This window comes from Pseudomonas sp. GW822-FHT05A08 (assembly GCF_058800485.1).
The window spans coordinates 1,870,688-1,887,247 of sequence record NZ_CM179511.1 but is presented as its reverse complement, the minus strand read 5'-3'; the positions used below and the strand labels follow the sequence as shown (position 1 = coordinate 1,887,247).

Here is a 16,560-nt window from a genome sequence, read left to right as displayed (position 1 = left end):
AACAACAACGAACTAACCATTACCAACAAAGATTATTCTCGATCACCATAAAGATATTTCTGAAAAGCTTCAAAAAAGTTCCCAACCTCTCTCCCCACGTATATTCCCGCCTTCTTCTTTATTAAGTTACCGGCCCGTTCACAACTTGCCAGGACAACTTGATCAGTTATTCAACGCTTATGAACAGATCACTCAGGCCGCACTGTTACAGCACCGGTCCTATTGCACTTCATAGCCAGAAAACTCCTCTCCCGGCCAAAAGGCGCTTCGCGCTTCCGTGCGGCCATCGAACGCTTTCAACCCCCGGCGCGCGCCGCTGATCCATAGCGCACTCAACGCCATTTTCCCCCTCCGACCACACAGGCACCGCCTTGGAAAAGAAAACCATGACACCCCATAATTTCAGCCCCTCCAGCACCGCGCTCGCCGTCGCCCTGGCGTTGAGCTCCTTCGCCCCAGCCGTATTCGCCACGACGAACTGGACCGGAGACGCCCATCACATTGTCTATGACGAAGACGGTAATCCCCATCGCGTCGACGACAGCAACGCCTGGGAAAACAGTGGCAACTGGAGCAACGGCGCTCCCGCCAGCGATGAGGCGGTCAACATCGACCGGCCGCTCGCCGGGCGCAACAACCAGGTCGCGCAACTGGACAGCGCGCGAACGGTCGGCAGCCTGAACGTCGGCACCGCCAACAATGGCCTGGGCCAGTTGAATGTCGGCGCCAACGGCAAGCTGAACATCGGTGACAGCTTCACCCTGGGCACCGTCCAGGGCGCCACGGGCAAGGCCACCTTCAACAACGGCGCGACAGTGAACACCGGCGGCGACCTGATCGTCGGCAAAGGCGGATCGGCCGACCTGACCCTCAAAGACGGCTCCAAGGCCCGCTCCCAGGGCGATACCCTGATCGGCGCAGACCGCGGTGCCTCCGGCACCCTTATCGTCGACAGCGGCTCGACGCTGACCAGCGACAAGCGGCTGGTAGTCGGCGGCGCCGGCAACGGCACCCTGCAGGTCAAGAACGGCGGCCAGGTAGAGAGCCAGGACAGCATCATCGCCGCCGACCTGGGCGCCAATGGCAGCGCCAGCCTCGATGGCACCGGCAGCCTGTGGAAGACCCTCGGCGACATGATCGTCGGCCAGGCCGGCAACGGCTCGCTGTCGCTTACCAACGGGGCCAAGGTGCAGACCGCTGGCAATACCGTCCTCGGTGCGCTCAGAGGCGGTAGCGGTACGGTCAGCGTCGACAACGGCACGCTGTCCACCGACAAGACCCTGATCGTCGGCGGCGCCGGCAACGGCACCCTGCAAATCAAGAACGGCGGCCAGGTCACCAGCCAGGACAGCATCATCGCCGCCGACCTGGGCTCCAATGGCAGCGCCAGCCTCGATGGCGCCAACAGCCTGTGGAAGACCCTCGGCGACATGATCGTCGGCCAGGCCGGCAACGGCTCGCTGTCGCTCACCAACGGGGCCAAGGTGCAGACCGCTGGCAACACCGTCCTCGGCGCACGCAAAGGTTCAAGCGGTACGCTCAGCGTCGACAACGGCACGCTGTCCACCGACAAGACACTGATCGTCGGCGGCGCTGGCAACGGCACCCTGGAGATCAAGAATGGCGGTCAGGTAAACAGCCAGGACGGCATCATCGGTGCCAACCAGGGCGCCAATGGCAGCGCCAGCATCGACGGCGCGGGCAGCCTCTGGGAAACCCTCGGCGACCTGACTGTGGGCCAGGGCGGTAACGCCAGCCTGGTGCTCGCCAACCAGGGCGTGGCCAAAGTCGGCAGCGGCATCCTACGGATCGCCGCCGACGGCACCTCCAATGCCGCTCTTTATGTGGGAGCGACCAGCGACAAAGCCGCCGACGCCAAGGGCGCGGGCAAGCTGGAAGCCAAACGCGTGGTCTTCGGCCAGGGCCAGGGCCTGGTCCAGTTCAACCACAACGACCGTGACTACCAGTTCGATGCCGGATTCGAAGGTCAGGGCCGCATCAATCATATCGCCGGGCAGACCGTGTTCAACGGTGACTCCAGCCGCTTCACCGGCCAGTTGAATGTCAAAGGCGGCGAACTGCTGCTGAACAACGTCATGGCCGGGCAAGTACAGGTCGACAAGAACGCCAGCCTGCACATCGGTGCCTTCAACGGCAGCCAAGGTGAAGTGCTCAGCGATATCGGCAACGATGGCAAGGTGGTGTTCGACCGTAACAACCAGTACCAGTACGACCACGTCATCTACGGCAGCGGCTCGGTCGAGCAGCGCGGCACGGGGACCACCGTGCTCACCGGCGAAAACACCTACAAGGGCGGCACGCTGATCAGCAACGGCACCCTGCAACTGGGTGCCGGCGCGAACGGCGGCAACAGCGGCTCGATCCTTGGCGACGTGCAGATCGACGCGCCCGGCAGCCTGGTGTTCAACCGTGCCAACGGCTACACCTTCGGCGGCGCCCTCTCCGGCACCGGCACGCTCTATAAGCGCGGCGCCGGGCGCACCGAGCTGAGCGGCGACAGTTCCGCCTTCCACGGCCGCAGCCTCGTCGAATCGGGCATCCTCGCCGTCAACGGCAAGCTCGGCGGCTCGACCGACGTGTATGACGGCGCGACCCTGGCCGGCAACGGCCAGGTCGGCAACGTCACCCTGCACAAAGGCGCGACCATCGCCCCCGGCAACTCCATCGGCACCCTGACCCTGGCCGGCGATCTCGACCAGCACAGCGGTTCGACCTTCCACGCCGAACTGCTGAGTACCGGGGCCAACGACCGGCTGCTGGTGAACGGCGCGGCGCGGCTCGAGGACGGCAGCATCATCAAGGCGGACAAACTCGACAGCAAACGCTACGAGCTGGACCGTCGCTACCTGGTGCTGGCGACCGAGAAAGGCCTGAGCGGGCGCTACAAGCTGACGGGTGATACCTGGGTCTCGACCTTCTATGACCTGGTGGACAACTACGACAGCCACAACGCCTACCTGGATGTGCAACAGACGCGCCTGTTCCAGGAAGCCGCCTTCACCCCCAACCAGCGGGCCACGGCCACTGCGGCACAAAGCCTGAAAGGCGCGGCCGTGCCGGCGCTGACGCCACCGGTGCACAACAAGCTGTTCGAGGCCATCGCCTATCTGCCCGATGACCACCAGGCTCGCGATGCCTTCGATCAACTGTCCGGCGAGTTCCACAACTCCACCCGTTCGGCGCTGGTCCAGGACAGCCGCCTGGTTCGCGACGCGGCGAACACCCGCCTGCGCTCGGCGAGCGCCGCCCAGGCCCGTGACACCGCGAGCGACACTCACTCCAGCCTGACCCCGTGGATCACCACGCTGGGCAACTGGGGCGAAGTCAAGGGCGACAGCAATACCGCCAACCTGCGCAGTGACACCAAGGGCTTGCTCACCGGGGTCGATACCGCGGTCGGCGACCGCGGCCATGTCGGCGTGCTGACCGGCTACAGCCGCACCGAACTGAAGAGCTCGTCACGCGACTCCTCGAGCGACAACGACAACATCCACCTGGGTGTCTATGGCGGAACACAGGTCAGCGGCTTCGACCTGCGCGGCGGCATGGCGTACACCTGGAGCCGGATCGACGCCAAGCGTTCGGTGAACTTCGCCGGCTACAGCGACCACCTGAAGTCCAAGCATGACGCCAACACCCTGCAAGCCTTCGGCGAACTGGGCCGGCGCTTCGACCTCAGCCCTTCGGTACAGCTGGAACCCTTCGCCAACCTGGCCTATGTGCAGGTCAAGAGCGAAGGCTTCAAGGAAAGTGGCGGCCCCGCGGCCCTGCGCGCCAAGCACGCGTCGGACGAGCAGACCTTCTCCACCCTGGGTCTGCGCGCCAGCGCCGACAAGCAGCTGGACAACGGCAAGTTGCTCACCGTGTTCGGCAGCGCCGGCTGGAAACACGCCCTGAACGGCATCACACCGTCCAACACCTACCGTTTCGACGGCAGCGATGCGTTCCGTATCGAAGGTGCGGCCTACTCGCGTAATAGTGCAGTGGTCGAAGCCGGAGTGGAAACCCGGGTGACTCCCGAGCTGAGCCTGGGCGCCGCCTACAACGGGCAACTGGGCAGCGGTGCCAGCGAGCATGGCCTGAGCCTGAACGCCAGCTACCGCTTCTAACCCCGCCCTGATCACGCAGCGGCGGCCCCGCCGCTGCGTGTTGTGGATTGACCGGCAAGGTACACTTGCCGGTCTTTTTTTTGCCTTTCGTCAAGGCATGCCTCCAGCAACAACGGGGGCATCCGTGACGGTCATTCAATACCCGGCGCTCTAGCGCCGGGCATTGGCCTATACCTGACTTATGGCGACGTCAAGGTAATCAGGTACATCCCCGAGTTGACCGGTTTGCCCGCCTCATCGACCAACGCATATTGCTGATCGTAGTAGCGCCCTTCCTTGCCGCTGTCCGTGACCAGCTTGACGTTGACTGGCGATTTGCCGATGGCCGTCACCGAGCTCGATGGGCCGACGCCGTGTACACGAATGTCGTTGCTGCGGGAAAACTGCGGGCACTGGCGAAGACTCAACGCAGCCCCGCCTTGGGCAGTCGAGCTTGGCGTGCAAGGCTCCTCGACGATGCTGCCGTGAAAATAAATCGTTCCCTGGATGCTTTGAGGGGCTGCGGAACAGATTCCACTCAAGCCTAGAAACATGCCGACACCTGCCAAAACCAGCTTGGTACTCATTCTGACTTTCTCCATTGGGCCTGAAGAGTATGTCGTCAGTGTAGAAGAAATCTTTAATTTTTAAGGTTTGTCCTATTCCCAAATAACCAATAAATAGGGTAAAAGCGAATACAAATTAATGGCAATGAGCCATCATTGCTATCGGCCAGCCCTGGCCAATCTGAAGGGTCCGCCCAGGCAAAAAAAGGCGCAGCCCTCGCTCAAGTCGAAAGCTGCGCCCGGCCCTCATGAATCAGCCGTTTTTGCGGAACACGAACACCAACCCGATGATGATCAACAGCATGCCGAGCACGCTCAGCAGCGCCAGCCGATTACCGAAGAACAGGTAGTCCATCACGGCCGTCACCGCCGGCACCAGGTAGAACAGGCTGGTGACATTCACCAGATTGCCGCGAGCGATCAGCCGGTACAGCAGCAAGGTCGCCAGCACCGAGACCACCAGCCCCATCCACAGCGCCGGGACGATAAAGCCGACACTGTGCTCGAAGTGAAACGGCTGGAACGGCACGAACAGCGCGCACAGCAACAGCCCGGCCAGGTACTGCACCGGCAGGGTGCCCAGTGGGTTGTCGCTGATGCGCTTCTGCATGATCGAGCCCAGGGTCATGCTCACCAGGGCCAGCAGGCCGAAGAGCATCCCGGCCAGCGACATGCCGGCCAGGCCGATGCCCTGATAGACCACCATGATCAACCCGGCCAAACCCAGCGCCAGGCCGAACATCCGGCTCCAGGAGCGCTGACGCTCCATGATCACCACGGTGAGGATGGGTTGTACTCCCATGATGGTGGCCATCACTCCGGGGGTGACCTTCAGGTCCAGGGCCAGCAGGTAGAAGATCTGGTATGCCCCCAGCAACACCAGCCCGGTGGCCACCGCGTACAGCATCGGCTTGCGTCCGCGGGGCAAACGCAGCTTGAGCAGGGGAATCAACAGCACCAGCCCGCACAGGGCGATGGCAAAACGGAACAGCAGGAAGGCAAAGGGCGAGGCATGGGCCAGCCCCCATTTGGAGAAGATCGCCCCACTGCTCCAGAGCAGGACGAACAGGCTCGTGGAAGCCGCCGCAAGCGCGGACTTTTTCGATATGAACAACATGAATACCACCTGTAATCAGGCAAATAGCCAACTCAGCCGAGGCTGAAATTCAGTAGTTTTTTCTGGCGGGCGCGGGCAACAGCAGAGGTTGCCGATCAGCCCCGTACGACGACGCCCGGCGGCGATACGACGGCGCACACCGGCGTGCTACTGACAGGTGGGGGGTAATGACTGATCTGCACAGGCTGCGGGTTCCCGCACGGCACGACGCCAGCGTTGACCGCTGAATCGACTACCGCGTTGATGAGGGAATGAGGCATGTGCTGATCTTTCTGAAGTGGAAGGTGAATCTTCTGATACACCGGGCGCCGACTATAACCAGCGCCCGATATTCATTGCAACGCCTTATCCGAACAACCAGTAACCCAGGGCGGTCAGGACCACCACCGCCAGCACCGGACGCATGACGCGGTAGAGCTTCGGATTGCGGCGTTTCCATTGCTTGACCACGCCACTGATGCGATCGCTGAAGCGCTTGCTCCAGGCATAGGCCTGGTTGATCCCGCCGACGCGCTCGTCGTCGAGGTTCTGCGGCGCGGTGGCACGCCCCAGCCAGGCGCTGATCCAGCGGTTGATGCGGGTCATCAGCGGGTTGCTCAGCGGACGCTCGATGTCGCAGAACAGAATGACCCGGGTCTTGTCGGTCTCGTTTTTGACCCAGTGCACATAGGTTTCATCGAACATCACGTCTTCGCCATCGCGCCAGGCGTAGACCTGGCCGTCGACGAAAATCCGGCAGTCGTCGGAGTTCGGCGTGGACAGGCCCAGGTGATAGCGCAGGGAGCCGGCGAACGGATCGCGGTGCGGGTTCAGATGGCTGCCACCGGGCAGCAGGGCGAACATCGCGCCCTTGACGTTGGGAATGCGGCTGACCAGTTCAACGGTCTTCGGGCACAGCAACTCGGCCGACGGCAGCGGTTTGTCGTACCACTTGAGGTAGAAACGCTTCCAGCCCTTCTTGAAGAACGAACCGAAACCGGCGTCGTTGTTCTTCTCCGCAGCGCGGATGTAACCCTCGTCGAACAAATGCATGGCTTCGTCGCGGATCACTTCCCAGTTGTCCTTGAGCACATCCAGCTCGGGGAACTTGCTGCGATCCAGATAGGGCTTGGAAGGCACACCGGAAAACAGGTACATCAAGGCGTTATAAGGAGCGAACAGCGCCGAATGGTTGACGAACTGACGCAGCACCGGCAGTCGAGCCTTGCCGCGTAAATGCACGTAGAGAGTGCTGCCGATGAATAGCAGCAACACCGCGGACTTGGCGGCAAACGAAAGGCTCATGCAATATCTCCTTGAAATAATTACCGGCGGGGCAGCATTCATCCGGCATGGCAGCCGGCCATGATAAACACTCCTGGCCCCTGGAAAAACCCGCACAAACCGACAATCAGTGTTAACAGTCGTGCAATAAAACGCTGATTAACATACGCCAGCTGAACGCCAGCTGATGCAGGTCAGTACCCATGCAACATGCCCTGCAACGCCTTCGATCGCCGGCAAGCGGGCTCCTGCGGAGCCTGCCGGCGATCACCTTCCCACTGCCTTACTGCTGGTTCTCCTGCTCGGTGAACAGGTCGCTGAACAGCATGCTCGACAGATAACGTTCACCCGAATCCGGCAGCACCACCACTATGGTCTTGCCTTGCATCTCGGGGGTCTCCGCCAGGCGCACCGCCACCGCCATCGCCGCGCCGCAGGAGATGCCACAGAGGATCCCCTCCTCCTGCATCAGGCGCAGGGCCATGGCCTTGGATTCCTCGTCGCTCGCCAGCTCGACCCGGTCGACCATCGACAGGTCGAGATTGCTCGGCACAAAACCGGCACCGATGCCCTGGATCTTGTGCGGGCTGGGCTTGATCTCTTCGCCGGCCAGCTTCTGGGTGATCACCGGCGAGACGCTCGGCTCCACCGCCACCGACAAGATAGGTTTGCCCTGGGTCTTCTTGATGTAGCGGGAAACCCCGGTGATGGTGCCGCCGGTGCCGACGCCCGCCACCAGCACGTCCACCGCGCCATCGGTGTCATTCCAGATTTCCGGACCGGTGGTTTTCTCGTGGATCGCCGGGTTGGCCGGGTTATCGAATTGTTGCGGCATGAAGTATTTGTCAGGATCGCTGGCGAGGATTTGCGCGGCCTTCTCGATCGCCCCTTTCATGCCCTTGGCCGGCTCGGTCAGCACCAGTTCGGCCCCCAGGGCCTTGAGCACCTTGCGCCGCTCGATGCTCATCGACGCCGGCATGGTCAGGACCAGCTTATAACCACGGGCCGCGGCGACGAACGCCAGGCCGATACCGGTGTTACCCGAGGTCGGCTCGATGATGGTCATGCCCGGCTTGAGTTTGCCGCTGCTTTCCGCGTCCCAGATCATGTTCGCGCCGATCCGGCACTTCACCGAATAACCCGGGTTGCGCCCTTCGATCTTGGCCAGGATGGTGACGCCGCGGGGCGCGATGCGGTTGATCTGCACCAGCGGCGTATTGCCGATGGAATGGGCGTTGTCAACGAAAATGCGGCTCATGGCTGGGTCCTTGTACAGCGTGAAAGGAAGTCTTCAAGGGTATGCCTCGCACCCATGAGCGTCCAGTCGGGACGAACGTCTGCGATGCCGGGGAGTCAATCGCTATAAGGCACATGGCTGGAGACTCACGCTCATGAAACGTCGCTACAGTTGGCCCCTGTGGACCCTCGCCGGGGTGCTGGTGCTGCTGGTTGCCCTGCATATCGCCCTGCCCTATCTGGTGCGCGATTACCTCAATGACCGGCTCGCCAACATGGGCGACTACCGCGGCCAGATCGCCGATGTCGACCTGGCCCTGTGGCGCGGTGCCTACCGGATCAACGGCCTGAAAATCGTCAAGGTCGACGGCAAGGTGCCGGTGCCGTTCGTCAATGCACCGCTGGTCGATCTGTCAGTGAGCTGGCGCTCCCTGTGGTACGACCATGCGGTGGTGGCCGAAGTGCAATTCGTCGGGCCGCAGGTCAACTTCGTCGACGGTGCCACCAAAAAGAACTCGCAAACCGGTGAAGGCACCGACTGGCGGGCCCAGCTGAACAAACTGCTGCCCATCACCCTCAACGAAGTACAGGTCAGCGACGGCAAGATCAGTTTCCGCAACTTCAACTCCAAACCGCCGGTGAACATGAGCGCCACCCAGGTCAACGCCAGCGCCTACAACCTGACCAACGTGGTCGACACCCAAGGCAAACGCGACGCCCGCCTCGAAGGCAAGGCCCTGCTGCTGGGGCATGCGCCGCTGGAAACCAACGCCACCTTCGACCCACTGAGCGACTTCCAGGACTTCGAGTTCCGCCTGCGCGTGCGGGATATCGAACTCAAGCGCTTGAACGACTTCGCCGCCGCCTATGGCAAATTCGACTTCAACGCCGGCCACGGCGACCTGGTGATCGAAGCCGAAGCCAACAAGGGCCAGCTCACCGGCTATATCAAGCCGCTGCTGCGCGATGTCGATGTGTTCAATTGGCAACAGGATGTCGAGAACAAGGACAAAGGGATATTCCGTTCGATCTGGGAAGCCCTGGTGGGGGTCAGCGAAACCGTGCTGAAAAACCAGGGGAAAAACCAGTTCGCCACCCGGGTCGAACTCAAAGGCAACGTACATCAGCGTGATATCAGCGCATTCCAGGCTTTTTTGCAGATTTTACGCAATGGTTTCATCGAGGCCTTCAATGCCCAGTATGAGCGTCCCAAACCATCCGCTGACTGAGTCACCACGTGACGCCCCATTCAGAGACTGAATGGGGCGTCTGCGTTCACAGTCGGCCGGGCGGCGCGCTATAGTCGGCCATTCGTGTTTTATTCTTCCGACCTGCTCGATGCACGTCGGCGTTACCGTTCGAGGAATTGCAGATGAAGTTCGAAGGCACCAGCGCGTACGTCGCCACCGATGACCTGAAGCTGGCAGTCAATGCCGCCATCACCCTGGAGCGGCCGCTGCTGGTCAAGGGCGAACCGGGCACCGGCAAGACCATGCTCGCCGAGCAACTGGCCGAATCCTTCGGTGCCAGGCTGATCACCTGGCACATCAAGTCCACCACCAAGGCTCACCAGGGCCTGTACGAATACGACGCAGTGAGCCGCCTGCGCGATTCGCAGCTGGGCGTGGACAAGGTGCATGACATCCGCAACTACCTGAAGAAAGGCAAGCTGTGGGAGGCCTTCGAATCCGAGGAGCGGGTGATCCTGCTGATCGACGAGATCGACAAGGCCGACATCGAGTTCCCCAACGATCTGTTGCAGGAACTCGACAAGATGGAGTTCTACGTCTACGAAATCGACGAGACCATCAAGGCCAAGCAGCGCCCGATCATCATCATTACCTCCAACAATGAGAAAGAGCTGCCGGACGCTTTCCTGCGCCGCTGCTTCTTCCACTATATCGCCTTCCCCGACCGCACCACCCTGCAGAAAATCGTCGACGTGCACTACCCGGACATCAAGAAGGACCTGGTCAGCGAAGCGCTGGACGTGTTCTTCGATGTGCGCAAGGTGCCGGGCCTGAAGAAGAAGCCTTCTACCTCCGAACTGGTGGACTGGCTCAAGCTGCTGATGGCCGACAACATCGGCGAAGCGGTGCTGCGCGAACGCGATCCGACCAAGGCCATCCCGCCGCTGGCCGGTGCCCTGGTGAAGAACGAGCAGGATGTACAGCTGCTCGAACGCCTGGCGTTCATGAGCCGTCGTGGCACCCGCTGAGAGGGCATTGTCATGCTGCTCAACCTGTTCAATGAAATGCGTGCCGCCAAGGTTCCGGTGTCGGTGCGCGAGCTGCTCGACCTGATCAACGCGCTCAAGCAGCGCGTGACCTTCGCCGACATGGACGAGTTCTATTACCTGTCCCGGGCGATCCTGGTGAAGGACGAACGGCACTTCGACAAGTTCGACCGCGCATTCGGCGCCTACTTCAACGGCCTGGAAAAACTCGACGACCACCTGCAGGCGCTGATCCCCGAGGATTGGCTGCGCAAGGAGTTCGAACGCTCGCTGAGCGATGAGGAACGGGCGCAGATCCAGTCCCTCGGCGGCCTGGACAAGCTGATCGAAGAGTTCAAGAAGCGCCTGGAAGAACAGAAGGAACGCCATGCCGGCGGCAACAAGTGGATCGGCACCGGCGGCACCAGCCCCTTCGGCTCCGGCGGTTTCAACCCGGAAGGCATCCGCGTCGGCGATGCCGGCAAGCGCCAGGGCAAGGCGGTCAAGGTCTGGGACCAGCGCGAGTACAAGAACCTCGACGACTCGGTGGAACTGGGCACGCGCAATATCAAGGTGGCCCTGCGCCGCCTGCGCAAGTTCGCCCGCCAGGGCGCGGCGGACGAGCTGGATATCGACGGTACCATCGACCACACCGCCCGCGACGCCGGCCTGCTGAACATCCAGATGCGCCCGGAACGACGCAACAGCATCAAGCTGCTGTTGCTGTTCGATATCGGCGGCTCCATGGATGCCCACGTGAAGATCTGCGAGGAGCTGTTCTCGGCCTGCAAGACCGAGTTCAAGCACCTGGAGTACTACTACTTCCACAACTTCATCTATGAGTCGGTGTGGAAGAACAACCTGCGCCGCGGCTCTGAACGCACCTCGACCCAGGACGTGCTGCACAAATACGGCGCCGACTACAAAGTGATCTTCGTCGGCGACGCCGCCATGGCGCCCTACGAAATCACCCAGGCCGGCGGCAGCGTCGAGCACTGGAACGAAGAAGCCGGTTATGTGTGGATGCAGCGCTTCATGGAGAAGTACAAGAAGCTCATCTGGATCAACCCCTACCCGAAAGACACCTGGGGCTACACCGCCTCGACCAACATCGTGCGCGAACTGATCGAAGACCAGATGTACCCGCTGACCTTGCGCGGCCTGGAAGAAGGGATGCGGTTTCTCTCCAAATAGGATCCCATCCAACGCGATCCCTGTAGCCGCTGCCGCAGGCTGCGGCAGCGGCTACAGGGATCAGGCGAAGCGCCGCAGAAACTCGATCTGCTGCCGATACGCCGTCTCCTGCACCACCGGCGTCAGGCGCACTTCGCTGCCCGGCAGGCATTGCGCCAGCCGCGCCAGCGCCAGGGGCGTCAAGGCCCCCAGCCGCGGATACCCGCCAATGGTCTGCCGGTCGTTGAGCAGCACGATCGGCTGGCCGTCCGGCGGCACCTGGATCGCGCCCAGGGGAATGCCCTCAGAGATCATCGGCGCCCCCTGATAACGCAGTGACGGCCCCAGCAGGCGCATGCCCATGCGGTCGGCGCGACTGTCCAGGGCCCAGGCGCTGTTGAAGGCATCGAACAGGCTCTGCCCGCTGAACTGCCCAATCTGCGCCCCGAGAATCACCTCCAGCGGCGCCTTCGATTGCAGGTCCGGCAGTTGCTTGCCCGACAGCACCTTGAGGTTCACCCCTGCCCCGCAATACTCCAGCCGCGCGCCCGCGGCCAGTGGCCGGCCGAAGCCGTCGAGCCCGCCCAGTTCCTCGCGGACCACACTGGCGCAACTGCCCAGCACCTTGGGCGCATTGAAACCGCCGGGCGCCGCCAGATAGGCCCGCGCGCCCAGGTACGGCTGGGTGAAACGCAACCGCTGGCCTTTTTGCAGGATAAAGCTGCGCCCCGGGCTGAGCGGACGCTCGTCGATACAGGCCCCCAGGTCGGCGCCCGCCAGTGCCAGCAGGCACAACTCCTCGGCGACCACGCTGAAACCACCCAGGGTGATCTCGATCACCGGCGCATCCAGGGCGTTGCCCAGCAGCCAGTTGGCCCAGGACATCGACACCCAGTCCAGCGCGCCGCCCTGGGTCACGCCCAGGTGCCGCACGCCAAAGCGACCGGCATCCTGCAACAGGCACAAGGGCGTGCTGGCTTCGATCGTCAGGCGGCTCATGCCAGTGCCTCCGGAAGTGGCGTGTCGTCACCGCCCAGGCGGATGAATTCGGCGTGGTCCACCGCGGTGAAACGCACGCTGTCGCCCGGTTGCATCAGGCTGTAGCCATCGCGCTCGCGATCGAACAGGCGGCTCGGTGTGCGCCCGATCAGGTTCCAGCCTCCCGGCGACACCACCGGATAAGCCGCGGTCTGCCGTTCGGCAATGCCCACGCTGCCCGCCGCCACCCGCTTGCGCGGGGTATCCAGGCGCGGCGCGGCCAGCACTTCGTCCACCAGCCCCATAAAGGCGAAACCCGGGGCGAACCCCAGGGCGAACACCTGGTATTCACGCTCGCTGTGGCAACGGATCACCTCGTTCACCGACAGGCCGCTGCGCCGCGACAACAGGCTCAGCTCCGGGCCGACGCTGAGGTCGTACCAGACCGGCAGCACATGGCGCTGGCCGCCGGTGCGCGAGTCCGGCGTGAGGTCGGTCAGGGCCAGATCGATCAGCTCCCGCGCCTGGGACGGGCTCAGGGCCCGCAGGTCGTAGTGCACCATCAGCGTGGTATAGGACGGCACCAGATCGATCAACTGCCCGCCGAAGGCCGTCCGCAGGCGCTCGCTGGCAGCGAGCATCCACGGCATGTTGGCCTCGGCGATGGCATCGAACAGGCGCACCATCAGGCAATCGATGGCCACCACTTCAAGGCGTATTTTCATGCTGGCAACTGCGCAAGGGCCGCGCGAATACGCTGCACGGCGGCCACCGAACTGGCGTTGTCGCCGTGCACGCACAGGGTATTGGCCTGCAGGTGCAAGGCGCTGCCGTCACTGGCCAGCAGCGCGTCGCCGCGGGCGATGGTCAAGGCCTGGGCAATGATCTTTTCCGGGTCGTGATGCACCGCCCCCGGCAGTTGCCGCGAAACCAGGTGACCGGCGTTGTCGTAGGCACGGTCGGCGAAGGCTTCGAACCACAGGGTCACGCCGAACTCGTCGCCCAGGGCCTGGGCCGCGCCGTTGTCACGGGTGGCCATCAACATCAGCGGCAGTGTCTTGTCGTAGGCGGCAACCGCCTGGATCACCGCGCGCAGCTGCGCCGGGTTGGCCATCATGTCGTTGTACATGGCGCCATGGGGTTTGACGTAGCTCACCCGAGTGCCCTGGGCCCGGCAGATGCCGTCGAGGGCTCCGATCTGGTAGTGCAGCAGGTCCTGCAGTTCCTGGGCGCCGTAGGCCATGGAACGGCGGCCGAAACCGGCCAGGTCCTGGTACGCCGGGTGCGCACCGATGCGCACGCCATTGGCCAGGGCCAGGCTGACGGTCTTGCGCATGATGCTCGGGTCGCCGGCGTGGAAACCGCAGGCGATGTTGGCGCAATCGATGAACGGCATCACCTCGGCATCCAGGCCCATGGTCCAGTTGCCAAAGCTTTCGCCGATGTCGCAATTCAATAACAGGCGGCTCACGGTCAGTGCTCCTGTAGCGTTTGTCATGTTGGCTGCGGGGATCGCGCGGGATGCCCACAGATTATCAGTTAGCGCGCTTCGAGTTGTTTGCCACGGGTTTCCGGCAGGCTCAGGGCCGCCAGGACCACGATGCCGTAGGACACAGCGGCGAAGGTGCCGATGGCCGCGCCCAGCGGGATGTGCTGGCTGAGCAGCCCGATCAGCAGCGGGAACAGGGCCGCCAGCGCCCGGCCGCTGTTGTAGCAGAAGCCCTGGCCCGATCCGCGGATCCGCGTGGGGAACAGCTCCGTCAGGAAGGCGCCCATGCCGCTGAAGATCCCCGAAGCGAAGAAGCCCAGGGGAAAGCCCAGCCACAGCATCACCGCGTTGCTCACCGGCATTTGCGTGTACAGCAGGACGATGGTGAACGAGCCGGCGGCGAACAGGACGAAGTTCTTCTTGCGCCCGAGAATGTCGGTCAGATAGGCGCTGATCACATAACCCACATAGGAGCCGAAGATCACCATCGCCAGGTAGCCGCCGGTGCTCAGCACGCTCAAGCCCCGCTCGGTCTTGAGGAAGGTCGGCAGCCAGAACGTGATGGCGTAATAACCGCCCTGGGCGCCGGCCGCGAGCAGCGACGCGCGCAGGGTGGTGCTGAGAATGCCGGGGGCGAAAATCTCGTAGAAGCGCGAGGGGTTGTCGGGCACTTCCCGGGCCCGGGTTTGCCGGTAGATCTCCGGGTCCTTGACCAGGCGGCGGACGAAGATCACGAAGATCGCCGGCAGGATGCCCAGCAGGAACAAGGCGCGCCAGGCGTCTTCCGGCGGCAGCAGGGAATACATCAGCGCATAGAGCAGTGCCGTGATGCCCCAGCCCAAGGCCCAGCCGGACTGCACCATGCCCACCGCCTTGCCGCGGTTTTCCGCGCGGATCACTTCGCCGATCAGCACCGCGCCGGCGGTCCACTCGCCGCCGAAACCGAAGCCCATCAGGGTCCGGGCTATCAACAGTTGCTCGTAGTTCTGCGCCAGGCCACACAGGAAGGTGAAGAAGGCGAACCAGAGCACGGTCAGTTGCAGGGTGCGCACCCGGCCGATGCGATCGGACAGGATGCCGGCGATCCAGCCACCCAGGGCGGAAGCCAGCAAGGTGCTGGTGTGGATCAGGCCGGCCTCGGCGGAGCTGATGCCCCACAGCGCAATCAGGGTCGGGATGACGAAGCTGAGCATCTGGGTGTCCATGCCATCCAGGCCGTAACCGGCCTTGCAGCTCCAGAACGTGCGGCGCTCCTGCTGATTGATGTCGCGGTACCAGTCGAAGGGGCCGGCGCGGCCTTTGGCCTTGCTGGCGGCGAGCGTGTCGGGCGCACTCATGGCAAATCTCCACTTTATTAATATTGTTCTGGGTCCCGACGACGCTTATCGTGAGACGCAGCGATTTTTGGCGCCCGCGCCCTGCTCCGTCCAACTAATAAAAACCGCCTCCAGACATAAGAAAAGTTGATCGCATGAACCTCAAGTTTCTTGAAACCTTTGTCTGGGTGGCGCGCCTGAAAAGCTTTCGCCTGACCGCCGACAAACTCTTCACCACCCAGGCGTCGATCTCCAGCCGCATCGCCGTGCTCGAGGGCGAACTGGGGGTCAAGCTGTTCCTGCGCGACTCGCGCGGCGTGACCCTGACCCCGGAAGGCCTCAAGGTACTCGACTATGCCGAGCAGATGATGGACACCATGCAGGCGCTCAAACAGTCGATCGAGACCCGCTCGAGCAAGGTCGGGCGGATTCGCATCGGCGTCATGGACACGGTGATCCACACCTGGCTCAGCCCCCTGGTGGCGCGGATGATGGACAGCTATCCCCAGGTGGAAATCGAGCTGGTGGCCGACACCTCGCTGAACCTCTGCGACCAGTTGCAGAAAGGCTTTCTCGACCTGGTGCTGCAAACCGACCTGCTGCGCCAGGAATCCATTCGCAGCCTGGAACTGGCCAGCCACCCGATGGGCTGGATAGTCGCCAGCCACTCGATCTACAACCGCGAGTACGCCAACCTGGCCGAGCTGGCCCGGGAACGCATCATCACCTACTCGAAGAACTCCCTGCCGCACCAGGAAGTGCTGAGCCTGATGCAGGCCAACGGGGTGACCGCGCCACGGCTCAACTGCGTGAACTCGGTGTCGGCCATTACCCGCCTGCTGCGCGACGGTTTCGGCATCGGCGCCTTGCCGCCGGTGCTGGTCAGCGAGGAACTGGCGCGCGGCGAACTGACCCTGCTGGCCATCGACCAGCGCCCGCCGAACCTGCAGGTGGTGGTGTCATGGCGGGTGGGGGTCGAACTGGTGGAAGAGGTGGTGGTGCTGTGCCAGCAAGTGCTGGAGCGTTATGCGCAAAAGGTCGGCGAGAACTACATCGTCCTGGCGGGCTGATCCGCCGCGAATGCTTTTGTAGCCGCTG

13 protein-coding genes are annotated in these 16,560 nt (G+C 62.9%); 5 read left to right on the top strand and 8 right to left on the bottom strand.

The window, feature by feature from the left end; genetic code table 11:
- The first annotated feature begins 386 nt into the window (after positions 1-386).
- Complete coding sequence (locus AC3RCP_RS08595; protein ID WP_492569589.1) at positions 387-4,130, top strand: autotransporter family protein; 3,744 nt, start codon at positions 387-389, stop codon at positions 4,128-4,130.
- 179 nt (positions 4,131-4,309) lie between these two features.
- Here the strand turns inward: AC3RCP_RS08595 and AC3RCP_RS08590 are convergent, their stop codons facing one another.
- The 4 genes from AC3RCP_RS08590 to cysK form a co-directional block, all read right to left on the bottom strand.
- A complete protein-coding gene (locus AC3RCP_RS08590) occupies positions 4,310-4,696 on the bottom strand; it encodes a type 1 fimbrial protein (RefSeq protein WP_492569587.1) in 387 nt (128 codons plus the stop codon).
- Between the two features lie 232 nt (positions 4,697-4,928).
- Complete coding sequence (locus AC3RCP_RS08585) at positions 4,929-5,792, bottom strand: DMT family transporter (protein ID WP_492569585.1); 864 nt, start codon at positions 5,790-5,792, stop codon at positions 4,929-4,931.
- Positions 5,793-6,137: 345 nt separating this feature from the next.
- Positions 6,138-7,076, bottom strand: a complete 939-nt coding sequence (locus AC3RCP_RS08580; RefSeq protein ID WP_009042631.1) for an aspartyl/asparaginyl beta-hydroxylase domain-containing protein — start codon at positions 7,074-7,076, stop codon at positions 6,138-6,140.
- Between the two features lie 262 nt (positions 7,077-7,338).
- On the bottom strand, positions 7,339-8,313 hold the full coding sequence (cysK, locus tag AC3RCP_RS08575; RefSeq protein WP_007926882.1) for a cysteine synthase A: 975 nt from the start codon (positions 8,311-8,313) through the stop codon (positions 7,339-7,341).
- A 133-nt stretch (positions 8,314-8,446) separates the two neighbouring features.
- Here cysK and AC3RCP_RS08570 point away from each other — a divergent pair, with 133 nt between their 5' ends.
- The 3 genes from AC3RCP_RS08570 to AC3RCP_RS08560 all read left to right on the top strand — a co-directional run bounded on the left by AC3RCP_RS08570 (position 8,447) and on the right by AC3RCP_RS08560 (position 11,700).
- A complete protein-coding gene (locus tag AC3RCP_RS08570; protein ID WP_492569583.1) occupies positions 8,447-9,520 on the top strand; it encodes a DUF748 domain-containing protein in 1,074 nt (357 codons plus the stop codon).
- 143 nt (positions 9,521-9,663) lie between these two features.
- Complete coding sequence (locus tag AC3RCP_RS08565) at positions 9,664-10,509, top strand: AAA family ATPase (RefSeq protein ID WP_053260017.1); 846 nt, start codon at positions 9,664-9,666, stop codon at positions 10,507-10,509.
- Positions 10,510-10,521: 12 nt separating this feature from the next.
- Positions 10,522-11,700 (top strand): vWA domain-containing protein, encoded by a 1,179-nt coding sequence (locus tag AC3RCP_RS08560; protein ID WP_007926886.1) that lies wholly within the window; start codon positions 10,522-10,524, stop codon positions 11,698-11,700.
- Positions 11,701-11,760: 60 nt separating this feature from the next.
- Here AC3RCP_RS08560 and AC3RCP_RS08555 read toward each other — a convergent pair whose 3' ends face one another.
- The 4 genes from AC3RCP_RS08555 to AC3RCP_RS08540 form a co-directional block, all read right to left on the bottom strand.
- Positions 11,761-12,678, bottom strand: coding sequence for a 5-oxoprolinase subunit C family protein (locus AC3RCP_RS08555; RefSeq protein ID WP_492569582.1), 918 nt, complete (start codon positions 12,676-12,678; stop codon positions 11,761-11,763).
- Entirely contained in the window at positions 12,675-13,382 is a 708-nt protein-coding gene (locus AC3RCP_RS08550) for a 5-oxoprolinase subunit B family protein (RefSeq protein WP_492569580.1), read from the bottom strand. Before AC3RCP_RS08550 ends, AC3RCP_RS08555 begins: the two co-directional genes overlap by 4 nt.
- A complete protein-coding gene (locus tag AC3RCP_RS08545; protein ID WP_007926891.1) occupies positions 13,379-14,128 on the bottom strand; it encodes a 5-oxoprolinase subunit PxpA in 750 nt (249 codons plus the stop codon). The genes AC3RCP_RS08550 and AC3RCP_RS08545 overlap by 4 nt, the downstream gene beginning before the upstream one ends.
- A gap of 68 nt (positions 14,129-14,196) precedes the next feature.
- On the bottom strand, positions 14,197-15,483 hold the full coding sequence (locus AC3RCP_RS08540; protein ID WP_007926893.1) for an MFS transporter: 1,287 nt from the start codon (positions 15,481-15,483) through the stop codon (positions 14,197-14,199).
- 134 nt (positions 15,484-15,617) lie between these two features.
- Between AC3RCP_RS08540 and AC3RCP_RS08535 the strand changes: the two genes are divergently transcribed.
- Positions 15,618-16,532: a LysR family transcriptional regulator gene (locus tag AC3RCP_RS08535; RefSeq protein ID WP_007926895.1), complete on the top strand. Its 915-nt coding sequence runs from the start codon at positions 15,618-15,620 to the stop codon at positions 16,530-16,532.
- Positions 16,533-16,560: the final 28 nt, after the last annotated feature.

Bases quoted from the DNA above. Each gene is read 5' to 3' on its own strand.
- AC3RCP_RS08540 (WP_007926893.1), bottom strand. From the start codon at position 15,483: ATGAGTGCGCCCGACACGCTCGCCGCCAGCAAGGCCAAAGGCCGCGCC.
- cysK (WP_007926882.1), bottom strand. From the start codon at position 8,313: ATGAGCCGCATTTTCGTTGACAACGCCCATTCCATCGGCAATACGCCG.
- AC3RCP_RS08550 (WP_492569580.1), bottom strand. From the start codon at position 13,382: ATGAAAATACGCCTTGAAGTGGTGGCCATCGATTGCCTGATGGTGCGC.
- AC3RCP_RS08570 (WP_492569583.1), top strand. From the start codon at position 8,447: ATGAAACGTCGCTACAGTTGGCCCCTGTGGACCCTCGCCGGGGTGCTG.
- AC3RCP_RS08555 (WP_492569582.1), bottom strand. From the start codon at position 12,678: ATGAGCCGCCTGACGATCGAAGCCAGCACGCCCTTGTGCCTGTTGCAG.
- AC3RCP_RS08580 (WP_009042631.1), bottom strand. From the start codon at position 7,076: ATGAGCCTTTCGTTTGCCGCCAAGTCCGCGGTGTTGCTGCTATTCATC.
- AC3RCP_RS08565 (WP_053260017.1), top strand. From the start codon at position 9,664: ATGAAGTTCGAAGGCACCAGCGCGTACGTCGCCACCGATGACCTGAAG.
- AC3RCP_RS08560 (WP_007926886.1), top strand. From the start codon at position 10,522: ATGCTGCTCAACCTGTTCAATGAAATGCGTGCCGCCAAGGTTCCGGTG.
- AC3RCP_RS08535 (WP_007926895.1), top strand. From the start codon at position 15,618: ATGAACCTCAAGTTTCTTGAAACCTTTGTCTGGGTGGCGCGCCTGAAA.
- AC3RCP_RS08595 (WP_492569589.1), top strand. From the start codon at position 387: ATGACACCCCATAATTTCAGCCCCTCCAGCACCGCGCTCGCCGTCGCC.
- AC3RCP_RS08590 (WP_492569587.1), bottom strand. From the start codon at position 4,696: ATGAGTACCAAGCTGGTTTTGGCAGGTGTCGGCATGTTTCTAGGCTTG.
- AC3RCP_RS08585 (WP_492569585.1), bottom strand. From the start codon at position 5,792: ATGTTGTTCATATCGAAAAAGTCCGCGCTTGCGGCGGCTTCCACGAGC.